This is a genomic window from Pantoea sp. BRR-3P, from assembly GCF_039621635.1.
In the GTDB taxonomy this organism is placed as follows: Bacteria; Pseudomonadota; Gammaproteobacteria; order Enterobacterales; family Enterobacteriaceae; genus Pantoea; species Pantoea floridensis.
In genome coordinates this window covers 22,931-48,331 of the sequence record NZ_CP155068.1, presented here as the reverse complement: position 1 = coordinate 48,331, position 25,401 = coordinate 22,931, and the positions used below count along the sequence as shown (strand labels likewise).

The window sequence follows — 25,401 nt, the reverse complement described above, 5'->3', positions numbered from 1 at the left end:
TTTTCTCTGTCTTGAACAAAATTGCAGTGCAGAGGAGACTAGATTTTGGGATTTTGTTGCGCGTAGAGGCCTGGCGTATAACCATAGCAGCGAACAAACAGACGGGTCATGTGGCTTTGATCCGCAAATCCCCCCGTAATGGCGGCATCAGCAAGGTTCATGCCGCCCCTGATAAGCTTTCGTACCAGTGACAGGCGTCGCTGCAAAAGATAGGCATGCGGGGTCATTCCACTGTGATGCGCAAAAGCGCGTAAAAACGTAAACTGCCCGAGTCCGGCAATCGACGCCAGCTCAGTAAGAGATATGGCACTCCCCGGCGCGTCATCCATTTGTTCCTTCGCGTACAACACGCCTTTTATGGGCATTTTCATCTGAGGCCGGGGCATTTGGGCCAAGGCGCTGGTCAGAATTAACAATGCTTCATCCGCAGCCAGCTTTTTTACATCGCCATTACCACTGATAATTGCCTGATATAACTGGGTAAAAATTTTTGCTATACCGGCATTCGTTGATACAGGCAGAGCAAATTCGCCGCTGGTAAATTTACCTTCGGAAATATCGATAAAGCATTGATTAATAATCTCAGTATCAAAATAAAGCATCCGCCAGGCTCGCGGGCCATCGAGAGGCGTCCCATCGTGAACTTCACCCGGGTTAACAGTGATGACATCACCCGCATTCGACTCGACATATCCGCGCCCACTCAGAGATTTTTGCCCGCCACTGTCCATCAAACCAATGCCGAACTGGTCATGAGTATGCCGCCCGAATGAGATATCGCTGTTGGCGTTTACCGCCTCGACACCCGCTACAGTTATGGGGAAAAGCTCAATAGAATGTTGACGCACAATGTCAGCATTTCTCCTGTCGTAATTGATCGTGTTGCCTGAGTTCATAATCGATAAACGCATCGATCATAGTCCGGTAGACCTTTTCGATAATCACTGTGGGAAGTCCTGCTTCAGTCGCCTGTTCACTTACCTTGTCGATTACCTGCTGAACGCGATCTGGAGCACGCACGGCTGAGTGGTCACTTTTGAAAGCTGCTGCAGCTTTAACACACTGGCTACGTTGCGCGATCATTTTAACCAGTTCACTGTCAATCTGATCGATACGGTTTCTAACATCCTCAATTGACGAAAACATCATCTTAAATCCAACTGACTAGTACATGAGCACACCAGATTACACAAATTTTAGATTTAAAACAGCTCCAGTTTGTTAAGTTTGACTCAAAGAACGATATAAAAAATCCAATCAAGAATATGCGGCAATTGATAATGCGATAAAAGAGAGAGGGCGAATGTCTGCTCCTCGCCCATTGCAGAAGTTGGCCCGACAGGGGTCAGCTTTGTGCCAGAAGCAGGCATGTAAGAACGCACTCTTGCCCCTGAAGTGAGCATGATTCCGATAGTCTGGACACGTGAGCGGACTATACAGATAAACCCGACTCAGTAATAAAGTCGATAAAACAGCGGACTCTGGATGAAAGGTAGCGGCCCGATGGCCATACGGCGGAGAAATGACCCTGCTTTGTACAGTACCCGTGCATCACTTCTTTGAGTTGTCCCTCTGCCAGCGCCTCGCGGACTATAAAGTCGGGCAGATAGCAGATCCCTGTTCCCGCCAGGCTCAGGCCAATGGCCGCTTCAATATTATTTACCGTCAGAACCGATTCAGAGCTGAGTGGAGCCCCGGGGCGGAGGCCTTTCAGTTCCCAGGGCTGCAGCAGACCTGTTGAGGGTAAGCGAAAAAAAATGCACCGGTGCGACGTCAGCTCCGCAGGTGACACCGGAACGCCTTTTTCCTCCAGATAGCCGGGGCTGGCACAGAGAGTGAAGCTGAATTCACCCAGCCTTCTGGCGGTCAGCCTGGAGTCAGCCAGCTCTCCGCTGCGTATTGCCACGTCGAACCCTTCGTCAATGATATTCACCAGACGATCGCTGAAGTCGAGGTCCATTTCGACCTGCGGGTAACGTCGGTTAAATGCGGAAAGTGCGGGAAGCAGGAGCCTGTAACCTGCTACGGGAAGGGAAACCCGAAGTTTTCCCACGGGCTCAGCGGCACTGTTCGTCAGCTCTGATTCGGCCTCATTGAGCTGCTCAAGAATATGCTTACACCTGACCAGTAGTGCCGCCCCTTCCGTGGTCAGACTTACTTTTCTTGTGCTGCGATTAAATAGCCGCACACCCAGTTTATGTTCAAGTCTGGCAACGTTCTTACCGACTGCTGACGCTGAAATACCCAGCAGTCTTCCAGCCTGCACAAAGCTCAGTGTCTCGGCTGTCCGTACAAAAGAGGTAAGAGAAGTCAGGCTGTCCATTGATTATTAACTTTATGTCTGTTCAGAAGGTAGCTGCAGTCTATTTATCCGCGCTTTTGTCCGCAATAACATCGCAGCAGTTTTCATTTATTAGCTGTCCGGATAATTAAGGTTAAACCATGACATTTGCAGCCAGCACTTTCTACCGCCTCCCGGGAACTGCAGCAGTCCTGACCATTTTTATGGCGGCTACGCTTCTGCCGTTAAGTTTTACCGGGGGCGTAGTCACCACGCCCGCCATACAGCGCATGCTGGGTGGCTCACCAGGAGAACTATCGTGGCTTACGAATGGATTTATGCTGACGTTCGGCAGTTTTCTGCTGACAGCAGGGATTGCAGCAGATGCCATCGGGAGAAAACTGGTTTTTCTCACTGGTGCAGCGCTGTTTTGTCTCAGCAGTATTTTCACCGTTCTCACGAACAACCTGATGATGTCAGGAATGCTCAGGTGTGTGCAGGGACTGGCAGCGGCCATGTCACTGGCCAGCGGAAGCGCTCTGATAGCCAGGCTCTATACCGGCGCTGCCCGGACCCGCATGTTCGGCCTGCTGGGCACCGTCTTTGGCGCTGGCTTAGCATTCGGCCCGCTGGCGGTCGGGCTCATTACGGATATGCTCACCTGGCGCTGGGTCTATATTTTGTTTGCTGTGCTTTCAGGAGGTGTGCTGCTCGCTGGTATGATGTTTTTGCCTGTATCGCAGCAGAGCAGTCAATCCGTTTCAGATAAAACAGGTTTGGCATTGTTTACGGCGGCGCTGATGGGGTTTACCACTGCGATGATGCTCCTGCCCAGACGCGGTTTTTCATCACTTCTTACACTCGCTTTATTCCTCAGCTCTGTACTGCTCTTCAGCGGATTTATCGCACGTTGTCTGCGCGTGAGCAATCCTGTTCTGGAGATTTCACTGCTGCGAAGTCCCAGCTTTGTCGGGGCTATGCTGCTGCCGGTGGCCACCTGCTATTGCTACGTTGTTCTGTTGATCATTATTCCGCTGCATTTAATGGGCGGGAGTGGTTTCAGCGAGTCTCAGAGCGCGGTTTATCTTCTGGCACTCACTTCTCCGATGCTGATCTTTCCTTACTTTGCAGCTCTGCTGACGCGCTGGTTTTCACCGGCGGTGGTTTCAGCTTCAGGGCTGGTGCTCGCCTCTGCCGGATTGCTTTTACTCAGTCCGGCATTACACGGTGACAGCATAACTCTTCTTCTCTTTTCGATGCTGATAACGGGGGCAGGAGCGGCATTACCGTGGGGACTAATGGATGGACTGGCCATTTCTTCCGTTCCGGTTGAAAAGGCAGGTATGGCGGCAGGCCTGTTCAATACCGTTCGTGTTGCAGGAGAGGGGATTGCTCTTGCGGTGGTCTCCGCATTTCTCACCAAAGTGAACGATCTGAACCTTAACAAAACCGTGCACGGTTTTGCGCCACAGGAGATTCATCTTGCCGCATCCTGGCTGGGAGGCGGTAATATTCAGCAGGCCATCGCACTTTTACCCGGCGTCCCGCGCAAGCTAGTCCAGGTCAGTTATGACAATGCTTATTCATTGCTGTTTCAGGTCCTGGCTGCAATAACGTTTGTGTGTGCGATCATTGTCTGGGGCATGCCGGGCTACAAGGCCCATGATTTAGCTACGGCCAAAACTGATTCCAGAGACGAGCACATAAAAGACTGACATGAGTGCAATGTCCGCTTTGTGCCAGAAGCGGACATCGGCCGGATTTATGTTTACGGTTTTAGATACCTATCGGTTGATAACCTTGCCATTCTGGTTGATCACGTTTTCCTGAATCGCTGGGGGTCAAATCAATATAAAACTCACCTACCTTTTCAAGTAACAGACAATCGTCTACATCCTTTAGGTTGTCTTTATGCTGATGGTTGGCGCCGCAGAGCAGTGTCTTTAAGGCTTTACTTTTGGCCTGCTGAGCATTTTCGGCCACAAACAAATCGAACTCATGTAACTCAGCAAGTGTGTCAGGTCTGTACCCGCCAGCATTGACGAAAAATAACTTTTTTGTTGAACCTGATGGTTCAGAGGAAAGAGTGATGGAGTAACCATCAGCCCAAGTGATGCGGCTATAGCCATCAATATGAATTTTATCTTTATCGCCAAACCATACATCGCGAAGGATGGGCCAGGCGTCTTCTGGTTTTTCTGCAGCGACAAACTGAATATCGTGCACCTCAATATTGGATTTTCCTGCGTTACCACCGATATAAAACATATACAGGTTCATTAATTAATCTCTTTTAACGTAAAAATCGCTATGCATTTGACTATATAGCGAGTCCGGCTGCAACCTCAGAAAAAATAATGCTGAAATGGTACATCCGGGCTTTACTTATCCAGATAATATCTGCTTTTTACTGTTAGTCGCCTACATCGGCGGCATGCAGAAAGTCCGCTTTTCGCTCAAAGCGGACCATCTGCTCATGCTTCATGGCAGGTTAAATGAGCCTTCCATTACAATAACGGTTTTGCCTCCTACCCGGACGGACGGCACTTCTGATGTGCCATCGAAGACTGAATACAACATGCTGGCCCGTCCCATGTCTACGCCCTGGCTTACCCGGAGCGAGAGTACTTTCTCATTGCGAAGCTGTGCCAGCAGGGCTGTAACTGCTGCTGTTGCACTCCCTGTCGCCGGATCTTCGGTCATTCGCGGAGTAAACATGCGTGCATGCAAATCACACTGGACTTCAGGATCAGTTTCCAGCGTATAGGCATAAACAGAAACCGCCCCGTCAAGAGGCAGAACAGCCCGGAAACCCTGTAAATTTGGTACGCAACGGCTAAGTGCATCCCGGGTTGCGAGCTCGGTAACCAGAAAAGGCAGGCCTACCGAGGCGACAAGGGGCATATGTGTTTCTGTACAAATATCAGTGGTTTCCAGAGACAGACAGGCAGCTATCTTTTCCGGGCTGACTTCCGTGCGGCAGGATAATGCCTCTGGCACAAGAAGTTCTGCACCGGTGACGGCTTCATTTTCTTTAATAAGCCTGACCGGCACCAGCCCGGCTGCCTCTTCGAACAGCAGAATCTCAGGCAGCGACCTGCCATTCAGTATGGCCTGATTTGCCAGCACAAAAGCAGTCCCCACATTGGGATGACCAGCGAAAGGAATTTCACGCGACGGAGTAAAAATCCGGACCTGAGCCGTATTTGATACATCTTCAGGAGGCAGTACAAAGGTCGTTTCACTGTAGCCAAACTCTACGGCGAGCAGCTGCATTTGCTCGGTGGTCAGTCCCCCGGCATCCAGAACGACTGCAACCGGATTACCACTAAAAGGTTTGTCAGTAAACACATCTGCAACCACATAGCGTCTTTTCATCAGCCCTCCTGAATTTAAATTCTATAAAAATGAGTAATTATTCAATTTCACTGTTATTTTTAAACACACTATATACATTAGCTACAAATGCTTATGCTTTGTACAGGGTTAACTTTAAAAAATTTAAGAGGTGATTTTATGCTTATCCGGGCAATGAAAGAGAATGATGTGCAGACATGGAAAATGTTGTGGAACAGTTATCTGGAGTTTTTAGTCCAGAAAAGCGCTCAGCGCGTTTCAGAGGGGCTCGCAACAGATGTTATGGTAATAACATGATCGAGACGATGCGAATTGCAACGATTAGCGATGCTGAGGCCGTTACAGAACTCACAAGAATGGCTTACGCTAAGTGGGTCCCCGTGATTGGCCGGGAGCCTCTTCCGATGAAGACAGATCACGCTGCATTCATACAGGAGAACAGAGTCGATCTTTTGTTCTGTGACGCAGATTTGGCCGCGCTCGTGGAAACAATTCAGCGCAAAGACGATATCCTGATTGAAAACGTGGCCGTTGACCCGCGTTTCCAGAAGCGCGGTTACGGAAGAAAAATGGTGGCCCATGCAGAGCAACTGGCCATTCAGGCCGGTTTAGATGTCGTCCGACTCTATACGAACTCGTTGTTTGAAGTGAACCTTCGCCTCTACGCGTCATTAGGTTATGAAGTTGAACGCACTGAAGAACGAAACGGCGGCTTGACAATCCACATGCTTAAGCGCGTGCCCTGGTAGCTATTTTATGCGATCAGACGACTCGCGTGTCTGGAGCCTCAGCCTCCGGACCACGATGCACAACACGGATGTAATGTTCACTCCAGGTGATTCTGTAGATTACCAGCAAGTACGGTGCATCGCCCGGACGTGAACGGGGCACGTCCGCTTTTCGCTCATAGCGGACATTGAGCCGGATAGCGTCCGCTTTGTGCCATGAGCAGACGTTGAGATATTTATGCAAAGATATGCTCCCTTATGTTTATAACGGCCTGATAAATCTATGGGACATTCGTAGGATCGTTCCGTAATGAAACGAATGACGATTAGTGTTGATCTTTTGTAAGGTACAGAATGATTCATAGACAAAAGGGATATCGCCATGAGCGCATTGAGCATAGAAATCTTTGACAAAATTACACCTGAGTTCGCCTTGCCGATTGAGTCAGGGCTTAATCGGTGCAATGACGACACTGTTGGCTTTAACGAAAATAAACCGCTCGCAGTAGTTGTTCGGGATGAGCATGGGGTTGTATTGGGTGGAATGATTGGCCGTACATATCTCGGTCTTTTGTTTATTGATCTGGTCTATCTTCCCCCTGAAGTAAGAGGAAGGGGTTTGGGAAGTCAGATTCTTAAACGTGTTGAGAATGAAGGCAGAAGTCGAGGATGTAAAACTGCTGTTTTATATACAATTACATTCCAAGCTCCTGTGTTCTATGAAAAAAATGGCTGGCAGCGTTTTGGTGAAATACCTTGTCTTCCTGAGGGCGCGAGCCGAGTATTTCTTAAAAAGGATCTCTAAATAGTCCTTATGCAACGACTAGTACTCAAGCTAATTTTGAAACATATACCATTAATTCAAAAGGCGAATCTTCGAAAATCGGAAATGGTCATTTGAATATCACAGATTAGGATGATGATGGTGAAAGCGGTATTAAAAGATATTGATTGTATGCATAAAGATCCTCGTATCTATGCAGGCGAAGATGATGGAACCATTGCAATTACACTTTCCTTATCTATCGGCTCTGAGCAAGAAAAAGGGAGTGATTATTTTGATGTGTTTATCTGCACCCCGGAATGGCTCTGTAAGCACCACTGGCTACCGGAGCTGATGCGGCATACGCTTCTGGTACGTAAATACGATCTGGATGAGATCAAAAAGACCATCACCGATTATATAGACCAGTGCGAAGGTAAAGACTGGATGGATATAGCGCAAAAACTATCCCGTGTCTTTGCATGGGAATACGAAGACTATCAACCTTAAACAGCAACCCCGGTCTCACTGCCGGGATTTTTTTGTCTGTTTGTCAGAGATTAATATGCAATCCTGCCGCGCTCAACGATGATAATGGCGAGCTTGCCGTGACCTGCTCCCCGTTGATTCATACAAAATGCTGTGAGCAATGTCCGTTGTTCGCTCATAGCGGACCTCAAGCTCAGTCAGCCTGTCCGCTCTGTGCCAAAGGCCGACATTGATAATATTGAGATATGTTAATTTATGGGGAGCAGGTCAGTCCAACCAGAAAAGCTATAGAGAGCCAGAACTATACAGATACGAGAACACGGTAATATACTCAGAATACGGCTCTTATGACTAAAAGTCGGTCATGTCAAGTGGAATATTTTATGACGGACAATGAATGTGCAGCTGGATTGCTAGGTACGCAACCTAGCGGAAAAAAATTGACAACATAGATCATTAAAACGTTTCCAGGAGGGGAAATGAAGCTTAACGTAGATTTGAAGAACTGCTATGGCATAAGTGAGCTGAATCACTGTTTTGACTTCACGAATAGTAGCGGGTATGCGATATACGCACCCAACGGCTTCATGAAAACCTCCATGTCAAAAACTTTTGATGACTATGCAAAAGATAAAGAGTCTGGAGATTTGATTTTTTCAGATCGGGTGACGACAAGGATATTGACCGATGGTGCTGGAACTGCGATTTCGGCAGATTCGATCTTCGTCATAGAGCCATACAACCAAGAGTTTTCTTCAGAGCGCACTTCACTCCTACTAGTAAACGCGACTATAAAACAGCAGTATGACAATGCTCTAAAACAGATTTCCGAGAAACTTGGCATTTTGCTTAGTAAGTTAAAGCAACTATCTGGACTCACGGGCAGAACAATCACGCCAGAGACTGAAATTTTGAAGGTGTTTGGCTCTAAAGGTTTAGCTGATCTCCTTGATTCATTGGAGCAAACTGTTGGAAAAACTCAACCGCGCAAACTTGCTAATCTTGTCTATGGTGAAATTTTTAATGACAAGACCATTGCCCTACTTGAGTCAGGGACGATCAAAGATCAAATTGAGGAATATATCAAACGGTATAACGACTTGGTATCAAAGTCGGATGTATTGAGTAAGCAGTTCAATCATTACAGTGCAGGAGCTGTTAATAAAGAACTTGCCGCCAACGGATTCTTTGCTGCAAAACACACCATTAATCTTCATACCAAAGATGGAAAGACAGAGATCACTTCCGCTGAGGAGCTGACCCAGAAAATTGAAGACGAACGGAAAAAAATTTTCGCGGACAAAGAACTTGCTACAAAGTTTGATGCGATTGACAAGAAAATTCAGAACACTGAGCTTAGGAAGTTCAGGGATTATCTATTTGACAATCAAGAAATTCTGCCAGAACTAAAGAATTATAAGCAGCTTCAGAAAGATGTTTGGATCTCGTATCTAGTTAGTCAAAAGGCTCTTTATGACGATTTTTTAGCTGAATTCAAGGCGGGAAAGGTAACGATTGAAGATGCAGTAAGACAAGCCAAAGAAGAAAGAACAGATTGGGAGAAAGTCGTTGAGACGTTTAACAAGCGATTCTTTGTTCCATTCAAGATGTCTGTAGCCAATCAAGATGATGTGATATTGAAAGGAATGAAACCCTCTATTGTATTCAAATTTTCAGACGGCGAGAGTGAGGGCGAAGTACCGCGTGAATCATTGCTTAAGGTGCTCAGTCAAGGCGAGAAAAGGGCGCTTTACATACTAAATATTCTTTTTGAAATTCAATCCAGGCAAAAGCAAGGTGGCGTGACCATTCTTGTTGTGGACGACATCGCAGACTCGTTTGACTACAAAAATAAGTATGCCATCATTGAGTACCTAAATGACATAAGCCATTCAGGAAGTTTCTATTGCATCTTCCTTTCGCATAACTTTGATTTTTATCGAAGCATAAGCGGAAGACTTAATTTAAAACGTGATTTTAAACTGATGGCTTCAAAAAGTGGGCGCAAGCTTACTCTCAGTAAAGAGCTATATCAGAATAATCCATTTTTGTTTTGGAGAGACAACCTTACAGGGCCCGCTTATTGCATTTCAGCGATTCCTTTTGTCAGAAACCTTGCTGAGTACTGTGGCCATAAAGCTGACTACTCGACACTAACTGCGCTTCTTCATGTTAAAGCAAACACGGACACAATTACGCTAGATGATCTGTGTGTGATCTACAAGCGCATCTTGGTTGATAAGGCGGCGCTAGCACTTACGCCTACCCATCGCACAGTGATAGATGTCCTTACTCAGGAGGCAGAGGCAATTGCTGCGGGAATCGATGATCACATAGAGTTAGAAAAGAAAATCGTTATTTCAATTGCGATTCGCTTACTTGCAGAACGTCACATGATCAAACGAATAAATAATCAGGCTTTTGTGGATGCGATAACCAGGAATCAGACGGTAGAGCTTCTTAAAGAGTACAAACGTGCTGCGCTAGGCAGTGCAGAGGAGATTGCGAAGTTAGAACAAGTGAACCTCATCACACCTGAGAATATCCATCTCAACTCGTTTATGTATGAACCCATACTTGATATGGGTTCGGCTCACCTTAGGAGTCTTTATATAGATGTGAAGGCATTAGTTTAGTTCAAGCTGATACAGAAAAATGGAGTTCTTCTTTTGTTCCTGGAGGCGTAAGGTTGCTCGGCAACCCCCCTCCAAAAAAAGTCTCAAGAAGTCAAATTATCCGGCCATTGCCAGCAACTGTTGAAAGGGCTGCCATAAAATTTTCGCTTTTGGTTAAGCAGTCAGTAAGTTACTCATTAGCGAGTCGTTATGTCTGCTTTTCGCTCACAGCGGACGTCCAAGCCGATACAGATTTAATCGATTGTACCGGCGTAAACCAAAGCCTGCATTTAACAGGCTTTGGTATCAGGCCATTAAAGGTAATGAAATGAGCGCCTCCCACCCTTCCGATTGGCGGGGCGGTAGCATGTTAAAAGTCAGGATGCAGAAAGGCTGGCATCTGAAGGGGAAAGTTAGATTTTATGTAGCCAATGCCATGGTTCGTAACCATAACCGTACATATTTTCCCGGGGAAACGACATCGAAAATCCATACTTTATGGCATGTTGCGTCAGCCAGATAAAGGCCTCTGAATTTTCGAAGGAATCATCCAGATCCTTAAAACCCTGAGTACCTATGTCAATGGCCTTACCGGAGTGATGTTCACTAAAACCCGGCGGAGCACTCATCTTCAGGATTTCTTCAATCGTCATACCTTTATCAAGCTTTCGTCTGATAATTTCCGCCTGATAAGCAGGCGATCGGTAGGTAGAAATTGCATAAATAAGGATACCACCGTTTAAGGCATCCTGTTTCATCAATGACCAGCTTGCTGCAGCATTGGGCTCTAACATATAGGATTTGTGTGCCAGTTTGCCCTCAACAGACACCATGTCCTTGGGTTCATAGCAACGCCTGAGCTTTTTCCTTAGCAACATTTCATCGGTAATACCCAATGCATTAATTTCATCTGACAACTTCATCATTTGATACCTTAATACTGGATATGCCTTGATGGCCGCAATAGCCCTGTCTGTCCTGAAGTACAGATTCTATCACTTTCCTACAGGGGCGAGCATTAGAATGTATGCCGTCATTATTGTTCAACAGTTCCTGTTTTACATCTGAAAACAGTATAATTTAAAGCAAATAATATGTGAGATTCGTATGGCAGGATAAATTATGTGTCTCATTTAAAATATAAGGATTGTCCGGATGGTATTGAAAATACGTGAAGCTCATTCAGCAGATTCAGTCTTACTGCATAAACTGGGTTTTGAAATCTACAGCACTCACTTCAGGCATCAGTGGGTATCGCAGTCAGAAATGAATGATTATCTGGAGAGCGAATACTCCCCCCTGTCACTGGCGGCAAGCCTTTCAGACCCCGGGGTGTGCTGGTACCTGGCAGAAACCGATCAGCCCGTTGGTTTTGCCAAAGTCACATGGGCAGATAAAATTCCGGATACAGAAATGTCAGGCGTGCTACTGAACAAGTTGTATCTGGCCTCGGGTGCTACAGGCCAAAATTATGGGAAACAGATATTCGAACAGATTCTCAGTCTTGCCAGGCAACGCGGTGAAGGATTTTTGTGGTTAGAAGTGCTTGAGGGTAATGATCGAGCCCGTAAGTTTTACGAAAATCTGGGATTAAATTATATCAAAGACACAATATTGCAGACTGCTTCACAGCAGAGCCTGCTCCACGTAATGGGTATGAACATCTGAATTCCTGGCAGCTGATTGAAATTCCGTGGAATCTGTAGCAGCCCAGCCTGATGCCTTTTTATAAGCAACTCACAGAGTGTGGAGGTAGCAGAAGATGAAATTCATACCAGTTGGTGTCGACATTGCCAAGAACGTGATGCAGGTTCACTTCGTAAATACAGATACTGGAGAAATTTTCAATAAAGCCATCAGGCGCGACAAATTTCTGGAATTTTTTACTAACCGCTCCCCCTGCCTTATCGGAATGGAGGCCTGTGGTGGTGCACATCACTGGGCAAGAGCCTTAACCAGTCTCGGTCATAAGGTCAAGCTGATGCCGGGTGAATTCGTTAAGGCTTTCAACATCCGCAACAAAAATGATACTGCTGATGCTCAGGCTATCTGGCGTGCGGTACAGCAACCAGGTAAAGCAGTGGCGATAAAAACCGAACAGCAGCAGGCCATGCTGGCACTGCACCGGATACGCTCCCAGCTGATGAAGTTTCGGCTGATGCAGACGAACGCCCTGCACGGGTTACTCGCTGAATACGGTGAAGTAATGCGCAAAGGACATGCCAGCCTCGTAAAAAACGTCCCCGAGATACTTGCTCGTTTGTCAGAGCGGCTGCCGGCTGTGCTCATAGACAGCCTGCGTGAACAACTAAGTGAAGTTGAAAGAACGGATGATCGGATTACAGATATCGAACGCCGGATACGCGAGCTGAGCAGAGATGACCCCGGCGTAAAAGCCATCAGTGAAATTCCCGGCGTGGGCTTCCTGACTGCCACTGCTGCGGTGGCTTCAATGGGTAGTGCTGACGCCTTCCGTTCAGGCCGGGAGTTTGCTGCCTGGGTGGGGCTCGTTCCTAGGCAGACCGGAACCGGCGGGAAGATACAGCTGCTGGGGATCAGCAAGCGGGGCGACAAATATCTGCGAAAGCTGCTGGTGAACGGCGCCCATAGCGTCATACAGAATGCCCGCGAGCCGGGGCCCTGGATCACCGACCTGCTGAAGCGGAGACCGGTAAACGTCGCCTCCGTGGCGCTGGCCAATAAAATGGCACGAATAATATGGGCTGTGCTGTCTCAAGGCAGACCCTACCAGAAGGAAGCAGTTCTTAACTGAGCACTTACTTGCTAAATCACAGTGTATAAGCAGAACGTCACCAGGTTGCGCAGGCAGTGTATGTAATGACAGAACAGGTCAGACCGGGGCTCACCAGGCCTGAAAAAAATATCGAACACCGGGTTCGCAGAGGTAATTGAGGCGTGAGTCAGCGGATTTCATTAGGGTCAGCAGCCGCTTTCGCAGCTGCATAAAGACCGGATATATAGCCGCAATCGTCCTGTCCGTCATGAAGTACAAAGCCTGGCAAACGGGAGGCGCTCATATATAATTTTTTGAACGAAGCAGTTGTAACCGTAATGGTAAGTCCCAGCATTAACGCAGCGGGTAGCAGTAACAGGTTTGGATAGACCGCAGAAGGCCATGAAAGGTAGGCCATCACTGGCAGATACACAGCCGGTTTAATCAATCTTTTCGCGCGATGGTACAGAAAAGATGATTCATAACCGGCACCAAATCGCCGTAAATCCCGTCGGCCAAGCCCTTCAACCACGGCGACACATATGACTAGGACGAACAGCGGTACAGAAAGGGCGATGATAGTGACGCGAATCAAAGTCACTACAGAGACGTACACCGTTGCCAGCATGTACTGCTGCAGATAATTTCCCAGCCAGCTGCTGGCACCTTTAAGATTGCGCGATACCTCATTGCCGCTATTCATCTCTGCCTGATATTTTGCCTGTATCCAGCCGATGATCCCACTGTCCACAAACGCCCATTGATAGGCATCAGTTACCCAGCGCGTCACCGTTGCAGCCGGCTCGGAAAGCAGCAGGCTGCGGGTGAAATCAGAAGACAGATAGCCGAACTCGGTATTCATCACCGCCTGGCTGTGTGCTGCACCCTCTGCAGGCCAGAAGAACGCAATCCCGACATATTCAATGACAAGACTCACCATCAGGGAAGCCAGAATCACGCCAATGAGTTTCGATGGCCAGCCCCAGACCAGGTTAAAGAGCAGGCCATGCTCACGTGGGTTCGTGGGATACTGCTGCGGATTTTGCTGTGGTGCGGTACGACGAGCCTCAGCCATTGTTATCTCCCTTCAATGGCGCAGCTGCTGAACTGCGACTGTCCCACCATCCTTCACTGCTGTGATAGTTGCGTCGCATTTCTTCTGCAAGACGCGCGATGTTCTCAGGCATATGCACGTCGCCTGCATCGCCCGCCGGCAGCGGCATGCGAATTTTCCAGAGCTGGCCGCCTTCGAGCAGCGCAAACGCCTGCCCTTTAGGCAACGTGACAATGTCTGCAGGTTCGAGAAGTGGCACCTTAATTGTCCCGACGCGGTCCTGGGTGCTGGAGGTAAAATCGTGATTGACGGTGACGTCAGCTGAATCCTGATGACCCGAGACCAGTGTTTTACTGTAGATTTCAACCTGCGGCAGTTGTGAGGTCAGCAGTTCTGCCGTCCGGTTTTCTCTCACGCGCAGCATGATCAGGTTGTTGAAGTTACCCTGAACCTGAGAAGTTTTGGCAGCGCTCCCAATCCTGGCTTCTATATCAGACGAAGTCTGCGTATAGGCAGTTACCTGCATGCCCGCACCGCCGCCTTTATTGATGAGCGGGATAAACTCATTGCCCATAAGTTCGTTGAATTCATCGCAGTGCAGGTTAATAGGGTCTTTGCCCTCTTTTGAACCCGGCAGGCCACCGTTGATACCGTGTTTGTAGATGTGACCGGCCACGCTCACCAGATCGGCAAACATGCTGTTACCTACGGCGCTGGCAACCTCGCTGTCGCTGAGCGCATCAAGCCCCACGTAAACGATGCCTTTTTTACGGATAACCTGCTCCCAGTCAAAAATAGGACGCGGATCTTCCATATTCAGATAATCGGGAGACAGCAGCTCCGCCGTTTTACCGGTGGTGAGTTTTTCCAGCAGTGGCAGCAGTGACGCCACAATTTTGTCAAAATAGGTACGGTCATAGCGGACTGCAGAGCGCAACCCGTCAAGTATCGGGTCATACAGCGCGTTTCCTGCGTCAGAACTCAGCGCTACTTCAACTGCCCAAATCCGGATAGCCTCAGACTGCCCCTGCATGTTACGCGGCACGTCGTCCTCACTGAATGCGTTGGCATTATTCTCGATCTGAATGTTCAGTTCAGGCAGTTTCTCAGTAACGATTTTTTCAGCGTAGCGCAGATACAAATCGGCGATGTTATTCACGTAGCGTGTAACAAGGGTATAATCCGGGCGCTCCCCGAGGGCGACCAGCGCATGCGCAACGATATTCACAAACCGCCATGCAAACTCTTTAAACGCTGCGTTATTGCCCTCACTACTAAGCTGGCCGGCAACACGGGTCGCGACTTCCGATACGCGCCCGAAGCGTCCTACGGCGTTATAACGCGCCGAAATTTCAGGCCAGCCAAGGTGGAAAACGGTCAGCTCATCGCCACGGCCTGCCCGGTGCGCTTCCGCCCAGACCCTTATCAGCAGGTCCGCATCGCCTTTAGGATCAAATACGATAGTGACGTCACCACGACGTATATCCTGAGTGATTAACAGCTCAGCAAGGCGCGTTTTGCCCACTCGGGTTGTACCGTAGACAACCGTGTGACCGACACGCTCACGTAAATCGAGAGTAACGTCAGTTTCATCGGGCTCTATGCCGTGTATGGCCGGATTACCGCCAACCGGGGGAAGCGGGCGAACCGGATTGACTGGCGAATCGGCACTGAGCAGTTTGCCAATCGCCGGCAGACTGCGTTCTGTTGCCTCCTCTAACTGGCGGGCAAGCTGATACAGCTTCGATGGCTTAAGGTAGTGGGCCACTTCCGGGCGCAGCGTATCGCGCAGGCGCTGGGTGTGCTTCTGGGTCCAGCGAAACCCGCGGCCCAGAAAAAGCCGGCGTTTACTGACCGGGATCTGTTTTGACGTCATGACGTAGCGAGGTAAACGGCGAAGATTGCGGCGGTAGCGAATAACCTGCATTCCCTGACGCGCGCGTATGGCAGAAAGCACTGCGAATCCGCCGGCGGTGACGTAGCTGACGGAGGGTGCCAAAGCTACTGCCCATGGCGCTGTGACGCAGACGATGGCGGCAGTGCCCGCTGCGACCGCTGTATTCAGCTCCACAGCCGGGCGCAGAAGAGCCTCAATTACATATTTATCACTCACAAAGAAAACTCCTTAAAGGGTTTACCTGCCAGCAGAGCCAGAAGGCGTTGTCCGCTGATAATCATCAGTTGCTGTGAACTGCTACTGGCAGCCCTGCTTTTCTGGCCCGTTCGGCCGGTATGAATAAACAACCCACGCTGCCCCATACGCGTCAGCAGCGCGTCAAAATCCTGAACGTGAGCCGGCGTTATCGCCCGGCTGTAGCGCTTGGCCTGAATCAATAAGCACTCGCCGTTTATGTGTACGCGTCCATCCAGCCCGCCATCGCCGCTGTATGACGTATTGCGCTGTACGGCATACCCCTGACGCTCAAATGCCAGCAGAAGTAACTCTTCAAAGACGTAGGGGTTAATCTTGCGCAGATAGCTCATGCGCTGCCCGTCTCCACTGAGCTGGCGAAGGCGGACATAAACGCGTTCTGCTGTGGCGCGATACCTGCGGTGCCGCCGCTCGCTGGCCGACTGACGGCGAAAACGCCAGAGCAGAAAGATAATCACGCCCGACAGGATGGCCAGTAGGACCGGATTTGCCATAAGCAGTGCAGCGATGTTAGGAGCTGATATCACGGCCCTACCTCCTGAGACAGGCCGCTGTCCGTGATAAGTACGGGGTAATGGGTCAGCTGCAGGCGGCGGGCAAGTTCAGTTCCTGATGAGGGCGCCAGCTGAAGACCGGGTGCGAGACTGCGCAGAGATTCCAGCGATGCCATGCTTTCAACGTTCACAACGAGGCCGGCTGCATTTCTGGCCGAAAGCAGTTGTACGTTCTGCTGCAGCCACTGCCGTGAATAGCTGTCATCACCAATGATAAACAGCGAGCCGATACCCGGCAGCTGCAGCGCCCGGGGGGCCACGTTGCCAGGGGAAAGTTCTGACGTAGTAACAGGCAGCATGGCCGCTTCCCCCTGTTCAGGAGTCGCAGCAGACGCAGGCGGCGTATCCTGGCGGTTTACGGCCTCGAAAATAGCCTGCGTGCTCTCCCCTCCCAGATCTGCAATGACGTTGAGCTCCGCCAGTGCGGCAGGCGAAAAAGCGATGAACGTGGTAACGATGAGGTTTTTCAGATTCATGATCACTGACTCCGTGGATTTATCCAGACGAGACCGTTATCCGGCACCGATACAGACGCTGTGCAGAAGAACCAGCACGATGCGCACGAATAAATCCTGTTTGCATCGCTGGCTCTCCACTTTACGGTATGGCCGAAAATTATCCGAAAGCGTCTGCCTGAGATAGAACGGATTCAGGCAGTAGCCTTCGCCGTCCTTATGGTTGAACGTGACCGAACCCTCTTCGTCAAAAAGTTCTGATGCGCGGTTCATGCCAAAACCCAGCTGCTTATAAGGCCGGAGCTGAGCGGGAAGAAGCCAGAAGGCTTCTTTAACTGCGTCGGTAAACCTGAACCACTGTTCATCATTTATGGACGCTCCCTGCTCAAACTGGTAAACGCCCGGAAGGATCAGAGGCTCGGTTGGTGTATGTGTCATGGTAAATCTCCATTAAAAAGGGGATCTACCGCCCACAGGGAGGTAGATCCCCATTGGGTTAAGTTGGTCTGTCCGGACAGTAAATCCCGGAAGGAGGGTTAAGGTTTTTACCCTAAATGGTCATTAAAAAATCTGTGTCATCGCATGCAGCCACAGATTTGTTATAACGATATTCCCAGCGGCCCTCTTCAATTGAGCGGTTCCAGTGGTATTCGTAGATATCCGCCGCTATCAGGTGAAGATTTTCCTGCACCTCCAGCGCGAGCGCTGAGCAGGTTGCTGTTTCTCCCTGGATACTGGCCCTTTCAAATTCACCGAGTTGCTTACCTGCGTACTCAAGAGCGTTGTGTATAAGGCTCATACACTCTGGATCTGCATAGTAATCACACTCGATATTCTCAAGCGCACGGATCCCGACGAGTTCGCTTTCAAGCTGAAGCATGAAGCTGAGTACATCATTTGGTGTAGAGAATCGCATCGGTATATCTCCTCAGGGAGGGATACCGCCTGGAGGCGGGTATCTCCTCCAGGTGCATAAAGTTAAATGTCAGCGTTTGTCGGTTTTCTGTTCTTCGAGCGCGAACTCAAGTTCTGAAACCAGCCCCCAGTCAGCCGTCGTAAACGGACGTTCAGCCCCGGAAACGCTTCTGATAAGCAGTTCATCAGCTGCACCGGTAATGAAACCGTGCGTGCTGAAAGGCTGGGGAGCATTACTGTCAGCAATCAGTTGGTGCCGTATTGCCCAGCGAACAGGAAGCGCCCAGCTGACGCCGCCAGCTGATGACGTTATCTCAAAGCAGCCTGAGCAATGGTGATACAGCATCAGCAGCGCAATCCGCGTGAAGAAGTCGATGGGCTGACCTTCAGTTTCAATACGCAAATCAGGGCTCATATCAAGGGTAAACATCACGCTTTTGGATATGTAATTCCCTTCGTCTTTTCCACCGAATTCAAAAGCCCCGGGGTGAGTAAACATCATGGACGCGCGTTCCAGACGTGTACCGTCAGTTGGCGAGCACGGACGGAGATGTACCGGTAACAGCCAGAATGCTTCAGTGACTGCCAGGGTAAAACTGTGCCACTGGCTCGGGGAAATCCTTCCGCTCTGCTTCACGGTATAGGTGATGTGTTGGGGCGGTACGGAGATTGGTGTCATGATAAATCCTCAAAAAAAGGGGATTTATCCCCCTGATAGGGAATAAATCCCCACAGGGTTAAGTCAGATTAGATAGATTCTAACCGGCTAATTGCAAGATCGCCCTTCCCTCACTGATATGCATAGCGCAGGTTAGCCATCTGATTCGCCAGCTTCAGTGCATAGCGGCGAGCATGACGGTACGAGCTGAAAACCTCATCCGGTTTTTTCAGAGAACCAAACCCGTGATTGCCGTAAAACGTGCCGGAACGGGTAAGTATGCCGGCCGTCCATTTTCCTGAAGATAACTGATGAACCTGAACCCTGAAGCTAAATGAACCAGCCCGGTTCGTTATCCACTCTTCTTTTCTTTTACCGGCAGCGGCGCGATCCCACAGGGATAACGCTGCAGCAGAGGCGGCTGAAAAAATGCCTTTTATGGAAAAGGAGGTTGGTAATAAAAGGGTATGCATGGTGTTTCTCCTGTTGAGCGGGAAACACCTGCCCTGTCGGGAAGATGTTTCCCGAGGGGGCATTCGCATAGCGAATGTATGCTTCAGACGACTGCGCTGTTATTTCTGAGCAGTGAACACCCTGAAAGTCGCAGCATCAGACGCGGCATGCTGTGCGGCTTTCGCTGCAGCTTTGTGCGTAAAATGCTCCCCGTGCCGGCTGAAAATGAATTCATCGCCTGGCTGGCCTGCAATCAACGTTCTTGCCATAACAATGGCGTGATAACGTTGATCGTCAAACCAGACGCGGGAACGAAATTCATAATGACCGGTAGGTGAAGCAAGCCACGATGTTCCCCTGAGTGCAGCTTTAAGGTCAGGACATTCAGATGCAACGCGGGTTGCAACGGAAAGGAGCAGATCGAATGGTGTACACAACTCATTCAGAAACGAGCGGGTTATGGACATAGTTTCTCCAGAAAACAGAGAAACATTTGCCCTGTCGGGAATGTTTCCCCGAAGGACGAAGGCCGGAGCCGGATGGTTGAATGTACCTTCATCGCCAGGCAGTAGGAGCCGTGATTGACGATATCTGCTTCCAAAGGCGAGCAGATGTACCACACTGATGTGTTCTCCCTTTCAGGCTACAGGAGTGTTGTTTGCAGCTACCCGAAGGCGGTCATCTCAAGCTACAGACCTTTGGTGGTTGTCCGAAGACAACGTAAGAAGCGTTTTAATAATAGCGTTTGCTTAAAGCAAATGACAAGAACCTTTTATTCATCTGACTCATCTATCCGGTTATAAACCCGGGACACGTACGCACCACGTCCATCACCGTGTCCAAGATCCATTGAAACTAAAGCCTCAGCCTCTTTGCGACTCATACCATTTTCTAAATGATGATTTACAGCATCTTTTGAATAAGCATACCTGAGACTGTGAGGCGCATGGATTCCGGTCATTCCACTTTCACGTAATACGTTATGATAACGATCAAGCGCCTGATGAAGCGTTGGTTTATCGATTAATTTACCGTTATTTTTTTCTATGTAGCGAATAGCTTCATTTAACAGGTTAACAACCTTCTCTTTATCAAAAACGGTGGCATCACGTGGACGCCCTCCTTTAGAGCCAAACACAACGCGAACATTATTTCCGGCTTCTAAATTTTTTCGCCAGGTCTTAAGTGACTTTGCCGACTGAACCGTTTCCTCTGCACGCAGCCCAATATATCTGGCGAGCTGAATACCTAACGCAACCCCACTGTCTTTTTCTGAAACCGTTAAAACAATTTCTCTGAGACGTTCGTCCGAAATGGCAACTTTAGTGCCTTCCCGACTGGCCCCCGAAATATTCAGTGCCTGATTACTTAATTTCTCATGTGCAGGATTAGCCAGAACGTTACGTCCGCCTTGTGAAAGGATTGAACGTAAAGCGGCCATTTCATTTTGCAGGGTGCGTGACGAAATATTTTCACCCTGACGACTACGAATATAATTTTCGAGATGCCTGGTTTTAATATGGCTAACGTCCCGAATCTGAATATTAAGGGTTGCCAGTCGCTCCGAAAAGCGACTGGCAATCTTTGAACGATCAGAAACCGTTTTAAAACTTCCTCCACCCTGACGTGCGAGCGTGACGAGTTGCTTACCTAATTTACCAGACAATTTTTATCTCCTTCAGAACCTACAGCTGTAAGCCCATCAACCCACAGCTGTATGACTCTGAATCTGTACATCTCTTCCCCGATGACACGGTTGCTTTTGCGCTTCCTGCGTCTCGACTGGTATCTGTGCATCGGGGCGGCGAAATGTTGAGTTCTTGCGAGGCTCCCCAGGTCTCTGACCTGTTTGCGGCTTGCGCCGTGCTGACGTTAGTCAGTCTGCCTCCGTACACCAGTTTCCTGATGTCGCCATCGATACCGAGTCGATCATTCTCCTTCTAATAAAACGCCCTTAACGGGTTGTTCGTTAACGTCGCGTCATGGTTGATAAATAGCCAATTGCGCATCTGAAAACACGTAATACGTGCACGTCAGAATGTACCATCATGCTGAAAACCGCACTGTACGTGGGTTTGATCGTTATGCGCTGCGCGCGTCACTTTGTTCTCGTTTCATTCGAACCAAAGTGACGCCGCGCAGCTTCATGCTCCTAATGCGTCTTCCGCAAGCGCCCAAATGTTCCAAATGGGCTTATGCGTCATAGCAAAAGTCGTATGCAGCTCAGGGCGTATGCCTGAAAATTTTCATAACGTAAGTGAAGAAAAGCATCATTGTGGATGCCTTATCTGAGGGCGTGGGGCGTATGTAAAAGCCTGGCTTTGGTGTGATTAATGTACCCCCATCGTCGCGTCGTAGGTGCGCTTGTCTTGACGATATCTGCTTCCAGGAGCGAGCAGATGTACCACACTGATGTGTTCTCCCTTTCAGGCTACAGGAGTGTTTTCGTAGCTACCCGAAGGCGATCCTCTCAAGCTACAGGACCATTGGTGGTTGCCCTTACGCAACGTATAGCATCGAAAATATATCAACTTATAAATTTTATTGTCAAACTAAAATAACATATACTTTTATCATACATCTATTTTAAAGTGAATTAAAGGAGTACCCCATTGGATAACATTAGTAATGCCACGATTTTAACGCTGACAGTAACAATCTTCCTTGCTGCTCTTAATTTTTTCATTGGCATTCATGGAAGATTAAAAAAATTCACCAACGAAAGAATATCGGTTTATAAAGAAATATCGTCACTTGACAATAGTAAAAATGAACTCTCAGATGCCAAAATTGTGGCAAGTCAAAAATTAAAGTCACAGGTTTTGTTTGAGCTCACAAAAATAAAAGATAACGAGCTTGCTTCGCTAATGTTAGAGCTTATGAAGAAAACCCTGAACTTGATACCAAAAAGGAAGCATCTATACGAACAGTAATTGACTGTTTAGATAAAGAGTTAATTTCATTGAGCCCATTTGTAAGCAACACCGCAATAACTCTTAATAAAGAAAAATTCCTTAAGAAAAGATTCAAATGGATCTGTCGCATCGTAATATACATCGCGCTTGCCATTATCTTTTCTCAAGCGACATTTTCTTTAGTTGAAATGAAAAATCAAATCCCATTAGCCTTAGTAACAGGCTCTATGTCTATTTTCATGTTAATACAATACACATTGTGTTTAATTACATATCCAGCACTAGGTAGCTTCATTCATTATAAAAAACTAATTGATAAACTAAAGAAATAGGAGCGCAGGCCATAGCATATGGCCTAACGTTACTCTGAACAAGATAAATAGGCTCGCCACCACTTTTGACTGAATAAGGAATGTTATACATTATCGTCCATGTCAAAAGAGCGGTGAGAGCCAATATAAACCCATTGCTGGTAATTGACAAATATTACCACTTTATATTTTTTTGGTTTTCATGATAAGCAGAAGACAGAGGCATAACTATAGATTTATCTTCCCAGTACTAATCCAGAACCTTTAAAATTTGGGATAACGGTGACACATTCGCAGATTTTAACGCGAAAAAGGCCGCCATTATGGCGACCTCTTCCGGCACTTCCCTTTGCGACCATCCGTTATTTGTATAATTCTGCGGTCATGTGCACGATATTGTTGGTGTTTGCCTCAGTAATTTTGTACTGAGCACCTTGTTCCTGAGCCTTCGCTGCAATTTTTGCTTCTGCACCATCCAGCGTACCGGAGGTGACTGAAACACTCTGCGCAAAGCTTGCTGCAGACATCAGAGAAAGAGCGGCTACGGCGGCGATAAACATTGCTTTGATAGTTTTCATGGTCATATTCCTTAGTGTGTATGGTTGAAAGCTCGCTCGCTTTCGATGGAATAATAATACCTATAGTTATCATTTCATAATTAACAATAAATGCTGGTATTGTGATCGTGCTAACTATTACGCCGATAGGCACTTCCTATGGATAACACCTTATCGCAAAGCAGAGTTGAACAAGCACACTATTGCTTTGCAGGAGATAACATGGTTCAAAGCCTTAAAATTGTCCCGCGGCTGCTTTCCGAAGTTCGGACAGGCATAAAAACGCATACCATCCGTTGGCGTGAACAGGAAATAGTTCCTGGTGCGATGATCTATGTGAATGCATCAGATACATCTGACACAGCACGAGTGATGGTGACCAAAGTCAACAGGATGCCGTTGTCTGCTGTTGCAGGTTATCTGGATAAGCGAGATGTGTGGCCTGATAAGGTACTGCTGGCAGGGATGCGTGAACACTATCCTGATATTGAGCTAGATTCTGAGGTAGATGTAATACATCACCTTGCGTCAGCCAACGATTGACACCGAAACGCGGGCAAAATCTAATGCTCATAAGGTCGAGGATATAACCCGTGCTGCTTGAAAAGCTAAAAATTCTGGAGTGCAGCCTTCATGGTGAAAAGCGGAGCGATCGCAACTGGCTTGAGCAAATATTGCATCCACATTTTCACGAAATCACCCGTTCAGGCTTGATGGTTAACCGCATCGAGACCATAGCATCACTCGAGCACGAGAGAGATGCCCCAGATATTCTGAGCGCTGATTTTCAGCTGATCTGCCTGGGTGATGCCGGCGTAATATTGCATTACAGAACTTCCCAATCCGATGGTAGTCGAGCGTCTCTACGCACATCTTATTGGATACTCTGCGAGGAAAACGGCTGGCAGCTCGCTTTTCACCAGGGCACACCAGAAGCAGGTTCAACTTAATAATGCTTATTGAAGCATTAGCAATAAGCTATTTTTGAGGGCCTTTATTTCAGGAACAACGAATTTACCGCGGCCTTCAATCCAACCGTTAGCGCTACAAACACTCCACCCGTTGCGAATGCAGACTCCGTAGTCTTTTCTTCCTTGCAAATATCCCTAAAACGTAGCAGTGCAGCTTCAGCATCGGATGCGGTAACTTCTTCAAACTGTTTGTCATACTCCTGACTGATCAGCAACGTTGCTCTGCTTTCATCCGCTCTGTTCAACACCAAGGTATGCTTATTCTTTTTATGAATGCAGTAATGTGGCATCAGTCCCTCCATTAGCTAAATGCTGTAAACATAATGTACTGCAACTGATTAAAGATAAAAGCAATAGCTATCAAATAGGTATCATTCCCCTCCCCTCTCCTGTTTCGCACGCATTTATACGGACACATGATGACTAGTTAGGACATTGCCGGCATAACGATGAATCATCAGTGCCGGGGGATCATCAGCTGAGGGAATACTCTCTGCTCCAAACCAGACTGGATTCGCCGGGCAAACTGAACCACAAACGTATGCCGGGTTACCTCCCAGCATACTCGAAATGGGTCGGTGAACGTGTCCTGTTGAAACAGCCATCACCTTTCCAGGTGCTCGTAAGATGACATCAGTTAGCTTGTCCACGCATCTGCACATCGTCTTATCCAAGCCCGGTATATCCGAGGTAAAAACGTGGTGATGCATAAACAGCAGAGATGGAGAATGCCTGTCGTTAATAAGCTGCTTTTCCAGCCACTCAAGTTGACCATGCACAGAGCCATAATCTTCATTTTCAATCGTCGAATCGACACCCAGTAGATGTAGACCGGCTAAGTCAAAATTGAAGTTGAGTGTACCGTCAGGCGAGTCAGGCGCCCATTGTTGAGAGCCCCAGACTGATTGCATTTGGCCACGATGGTCAGAATTACCTGGAAGAAGCAATGCAGGGTAGGTTTGCTGACGTAGACGCGAAGCTATCCGCTCATAACCCTCAAGCCACTGGTCATCGATCAAATCACCCGTAATGACCAACACGTCGGGTCCCACTTGGGCTAACCATGCCAATACACGGTCAAGCCGATGAAGAGAGTCATTACCAGCCGTGGCATGAATATCTGAAAACTGCGCGATCAGCATATTTGCTTCCCAGGTTGGTTTATCTACATTGAGAACGGATTCCTCAAGGTAAGCCACAGACACTAGCTTGCATTCCATTTTCAGAAGAGATTTTTTAAGAAAAAAATTCTCTACGTTCAGCAATTTGCAAGTCACATCCTCCCTCTATCACATCCCCCCCTCTTGCCAGATAATTCCCACTCCATAATACTGTATACATAAACAGTATAAATTAGGGGGGACTTTTTATGAACTACACACAGCGATTAGCACATCAATCAAGGGATTTAGTCTGGAGAGTCGGGTTATGAAACCGGC

28 protein-coding genes and 1 pseudogene are annotated in these 25,401 nt (G+C 48.1%); 10 read left to right on the top strand and 19 right to left on the bottom strand.

From position 1 onward, the window contains the following. Positions 1–38: 38 nt before the first annotated feature. The 3 genes from AAGR08_RS23095 to AAGR08_RS23085 form a co-directional block, all read right to left on the bottom strand. Positions 39–848 (bottom strand): AraC family transcriptional regulator, encoded by an 810-nt coding sequence (locus AAGR08_RS23095; RefSeq protein ID WP_345831048.1) that lies wholly within the window; start codon positions 846–848, stop codon positions 39–41. Positions 849–852: 4 nt separating this feature from the next. Beyond that, the gene (locus AAGR08_RS23090; RefSeq protein WP_345830994.1) at positions 853–1,149 is read right to left on the bottom strand and encodes a chorismate mutase; all 297 of its coding nucleotides are present in this window, start codon (positions 1,147–1,149) and stop codon (positions 853–855) included. A gap of 283 nt (positions 1,150–1,432) precedes the next feature. Then, positions 1,433–2,323, bottom strand: coding sequence for a LysR family transcriptional regulator (locus AAGR08_RS23085; protein ID WP_345830992.1), 891 nt, complete (start codon positions 2,321–2,323; stop codon positions 1,433–1,435). Between the two features lie 119 nt (positions 2,324–2,442). Here AAGR08_RS23085 and AAGR08_RS23080 point away from each other — a divergent pair, with 119 nt between their 5' ends. Next, positions 2,443–3,996, top strand: coding sequence for an MFS transporter (locus tag AAGR08_RS23080; RefSeq protein WP_345830990.1), 1,554 nt, complete (start codon positions 2,443–2,445; stop codon positions 3,994–3,996). A 61-nt stretch (positions 3,997–4,057) separates the two neighbouring features. On the opposite strand, the gene AAGR08_RS23075 is transcribed toward AAGR08_RS23080, so the two are convergent. Together AAGR08_RS23075 and AAGR08_RS23070 are read right to left on the bottom strand one after the other, a co-directional pair. Beyond that, on the bottom strand, positions 4,058–4,561 hold the full coding sequence (locus AAGR08_RS23075; protein WP_049852714.1) for a DUF1543 domain-containing protein: 504 nt from the start codon (positions 4,559–4,561) through the stop codon (positions 4,058–4,060). Between the two features lie 201 nt (positions 4,562–4,762). Continuing rightward, positions 4,763–5,659: a PhzF family phenazine biosynthesis protein gene (locus AAGR08_RS23070; RefSeq protein WP_345830988.1), complete on the bottom strand. Its 897-nt coding sequence runs from the start codon at positions 5,657–5,659 to the stop codon at positions 4,763–4,765. Between the two features lie 272 nt (positions 5,660–5,931). Here AAGR08_RS23070 and AAGR08_RS23065 point away from each other — a divergent pair, with 272 nt between their 5' ends. The 4 genes from AAGR08_RS23065 to AAGR08_RS23050 all read left to right on the top strand — a co-directional run bounded on the left by AAGR08_RS23065 (position 5,932) and on the right by AAGR08_RS23050 (position 10,254). Next, entirely contained in the window at positions 5,932–6,387 is a 456-nt protein-coding gene (locus tag AAGR08_RS23065; RefSeq protein WP_345830986.1) for a GNAT family N-acetyltransferase, read from the top strand. A 361-nt stretch (positions 6,388–6,748) separates the two neighbouring features. Continuing rightward, a complete protein-coding gene (locus AAGR08_RS23060; RefSeq protein WP_345830984.1) occupies positions 6,749–7,171 on the top strand; it encodes a GNAT family N-acetyltransferase in 423 nt (140 codons plus the stop codon). 120 nt (positions 7,172–7,291) lie between these two features. Then, the gene (locus AAGR08_RS23055; RefSeq protein WP_345830982.1) at positions 7,292–7,639 is read left to right on the top strand and encodes an immunity 8 family protein; all 348 of its coding nucleotides are present in this window, start codon (positions 7,292–7,294) and stop codon (positions 7,637–7,639) included. A gap of 458 nt (positions 7,640–8,097) precedes the next feature. Then, the gene (locus AAGR08_RS23050; RefSeq protein ID WP_345830980.1) at positions 8,098–10,254 is read left to right on the top strand and encodes a hypothetical protein; all 2,157 of its coding nucleotides are present in this window, start codon (positions 8,098–8,100) and stop codon (positions 10,252–10,254) included. Positions 10,255–10,646: 392 nt separating this feature from the next. Here the strand turns inward: AAGR08_RS23050 and AAGR08_RS23045 are convergent, their stop codons facing one another. Beyond that, positions 10,647–11,159, bottom strand: a complete 513-nt coding sequence (locus AAGR08_RS23045) for a M15 family metallopeptidase (protein ID WP_345830978.1) — start codon at positions 11,157–11,159, stop codon at positions 10,647–10,649. Between the two features lie 229 nt (positions 11,160–11,388). On the opposite strand from AAGR08_RS23045, the gene AAGR08_RS23040 reads away from it, so the two are divergent. Continuing rightward, positions 11,389–11,901 carry a GNAT family N-acetyltransferase gene (locus AAGR08_RS23040; RefSeq protein WP_345830976.1) on the top strand — a complete coding sequence of 171 codons (513 nt, stop codon included), beginning with the start codon at positions 11,389–11,391 and terminating at the stop codon, positions 11,899–11,901. 94 nt (positions 11,902–11,995) lie between these two features. Further along, positions 11,996–13,006, top strand: a complete 1,011-nt coding sequence (locus tag AAGR08_RS23035; protein ID WP_345830974.1) for an IS110 family transposase — start codon at positions 11,996–11,998, stop codon at positions 13,004–13,006. 262 nt (positions 13,007–13,268) lie between these two features. Here AAGR08_RS23035 and AAGR08_RS23030 read toward each other — a convergent pair. The 10 genes and pseudogenes from AAGR08_RS23030 to AAGR08_RS22985 form a co-directional block, all read right to left on the bottom strand. Continuing rightward, positions 13,269–14,042 (bottom strand): annotated as a pseudogene (locus AAGR08_RS23030) (TIGR03747 family integrating conjugative element membrane protein); the annotation flags it as partial. Beyond that, positions 14,035–16,134 carry a type IV conjugative transfer system coupling protein TraD gene (traD, locus tag AAGR08_RS23025; RefSeq protein WP_345830973.1) on the bottom strand — a complete coding sequence of 700 codons (2,100 nt, stop codon included), beginning with the start codon at positions 16,132–16,134 and terminating at the stop codon, positions 14,035–14,037. The gene traD and the pseudogene AAGR08_RS23030, both read right to left, overlap by 8 nt. Next, positions 16,131–16,700 (bottom strand): restriction endonuclease, encoded by a 570-nt coding sequence (locus AAGR08_RS23020; protein WP_337022222.1) that lies wholly within the window; start codon positions 16,698–16,700, stop codon positions 16,131–16,133. Before AAGR08_RS23020 ends, traD begins: the two co-directional genes overlap by 4 nt. After that, positions 16,697–17,203 carry an integrating conjugative element protein gene (locus tag AAGR08_RS23015; RefSeq protein WP_345830970.1) on the bottom strand — a complete coding sequence of 169 codons (507 nt, stop codon included), beginning with the start codon at positions 17,201–17,203 and terminating at the stop codon, positions 16,697–16,699. The genes AAGR08_RS23020 and AAGR08_RS23015 overlap by 4 nt, the downstream gene beginning before the upstream one ends. 36 nt (positions 17,204–17,239) lie before the next feature. Next, positions 17,240–17,620, bottom strand: a complete 381-nt coding sequence (locus AAGR08_RS23010) for a hypothetical protein (RefSeq protein WP_345830969.1) — start codon at positions 17,618–17,620, stop codon at positions 17,240–17,242. 112 nt (positions 17,621–17,732) lie between these two features. Then, a complete protein-coding gene (locus AAGR08_RS23005) occupies positions 17,733–18,098 on the bottom strand; it encodes a hypothetical protein (RefSeq protein WP_345830968.1) in 366 nt (121 codons plus the stop codon). A 69-nt stretch (positions 18,099–18,167) separates the two neighbouring features. Continuing rightward, a complete protein-coding gene (locus AAGR08_RS23000; protein ID WP_345830967.1) occupies positions 18,168–18,776 on the bottom strand; it encodes a hypothetical protein in 609 nt (202 codons plus the stop codon). A 110-nt stretch (positions 18,777–18,886) separates the two neighbouring features. Further along, positions 18,887–19,228, bottom strand: coding sequence for a hypothetical protein (locus AAGR08_RS22995; RefSeq protein WP_345830965.1), 342 nt, complete (start codon positions 19,226–19,228; stop codon positions 18,887–18,889). 99 nt (positions 19,229–19,327) lie between these two features. Next, entirely contained in the window at positions 19,328–19,675 is a 348-nt protein-coding gene (locus AAGR08_RS22990; protein WP_345830963.1) for a hypothetical protein, read from the bottom strand. Between the two features lie 305 nt (positions 19,676–19,980). Beyond that, on the bottom strand, positions 19,981–20,874 hold the full coding sequence (locus AAGR08_RS22985; protein WP_345830961.1) for an integrase domain-containing protein: 894 nt from the start codon (positions 20,872–20,874) through the stop codon (positions 19,981–19,983). A gap of 946 nt (positions 20,875–21,820) precedes the next feature. On the opposite strand from AAGR08_RS22985, the gene AAGR08_RS22980 reads away from it, so the two are divergent. Beyond that, on the top strand, positions 21,821–22,141 hold the full coding sequence (locus tag AAGR08_RS22980; RefSeq protein ID WP_345830960.1) for a hypothetical protein: 321 nt from the start codon (positions 21,821–21,823) through the stop codon (positions 22,139–22,141). Between the two features lie 655 nt (positions 22,142–22,796). Here the strand turns inward: AAGR08_RS22980 and AAGR08_RS22975 are convergent. Then, entirely contained in the window at positions 22,797–23,012 is a 216-nt protein-coding gene (locus tag AAGR08_RS22975) for a YdgH/BhsA/McbA-like domain containing protein (protein ID WP_345830959.1), read from the bottom strand. Positions 23,013–23,150: 138 nt separating this feature from the next. Between AAGR08_RS22975 and AAGR08_RS22970 the strand changes: the two genes are divergently transcribed. Further along, positions 23,151–23,534 (top strand): ASCH domain-containing protein, encoded by a 384-nt coding sequence (locus tag AAGR08_RS22970; protein WP_238344508.1) that lies wholly within the window; start codon positions 23,151–23,153, stop codon positions 23,532–23,534. 50 nt (positions 23,535–23,584) lie between these two features. Further along, complete coding sequence (locus AAGR08_RS22965; protein ID WP_345830957.1) at positions 23,585–23,941, top strand: DUF4440 domain-containing protein; 357 nt, start codon at positions 23,585–23,587, stop codon at positions 23,939–23,941. 44 nt (positions 23,942–23,985) lie between these two features. On the opposite strand, the gene AAGR08_RS22960 is transcribed toward AAGR08_RS22965, so the two are convergent. Both AAGR08_RS22960 and AAGR08_RS22955 read right to left on the bottom strand, forming a co-directional pair. Then, positions 23,986–24,252, bottom strand: coding sequence for a hypothetical protein (locus tag AAGR08_RS22960; RefSeq protein ID WP_345830956.1), 267 nt, complete (start codon positions 24,250–24,252; stop codon positions 23,986–23,988). A gap of 114 nt (positions 24,253–24,366) precedes the next feature. Beyond that, positions 24,367–25,227, bottom strand: a complete 861-nt coding sequence (locus AAGR08_RS22955) for a metallophosphoesterase (protein ID WP_345830954.1) — start codon at positions 25,225–25,227, stop codon at positions 24,367–24,369. Positions 25,228–25,401 lie beyond the last annotated feature (174 nt).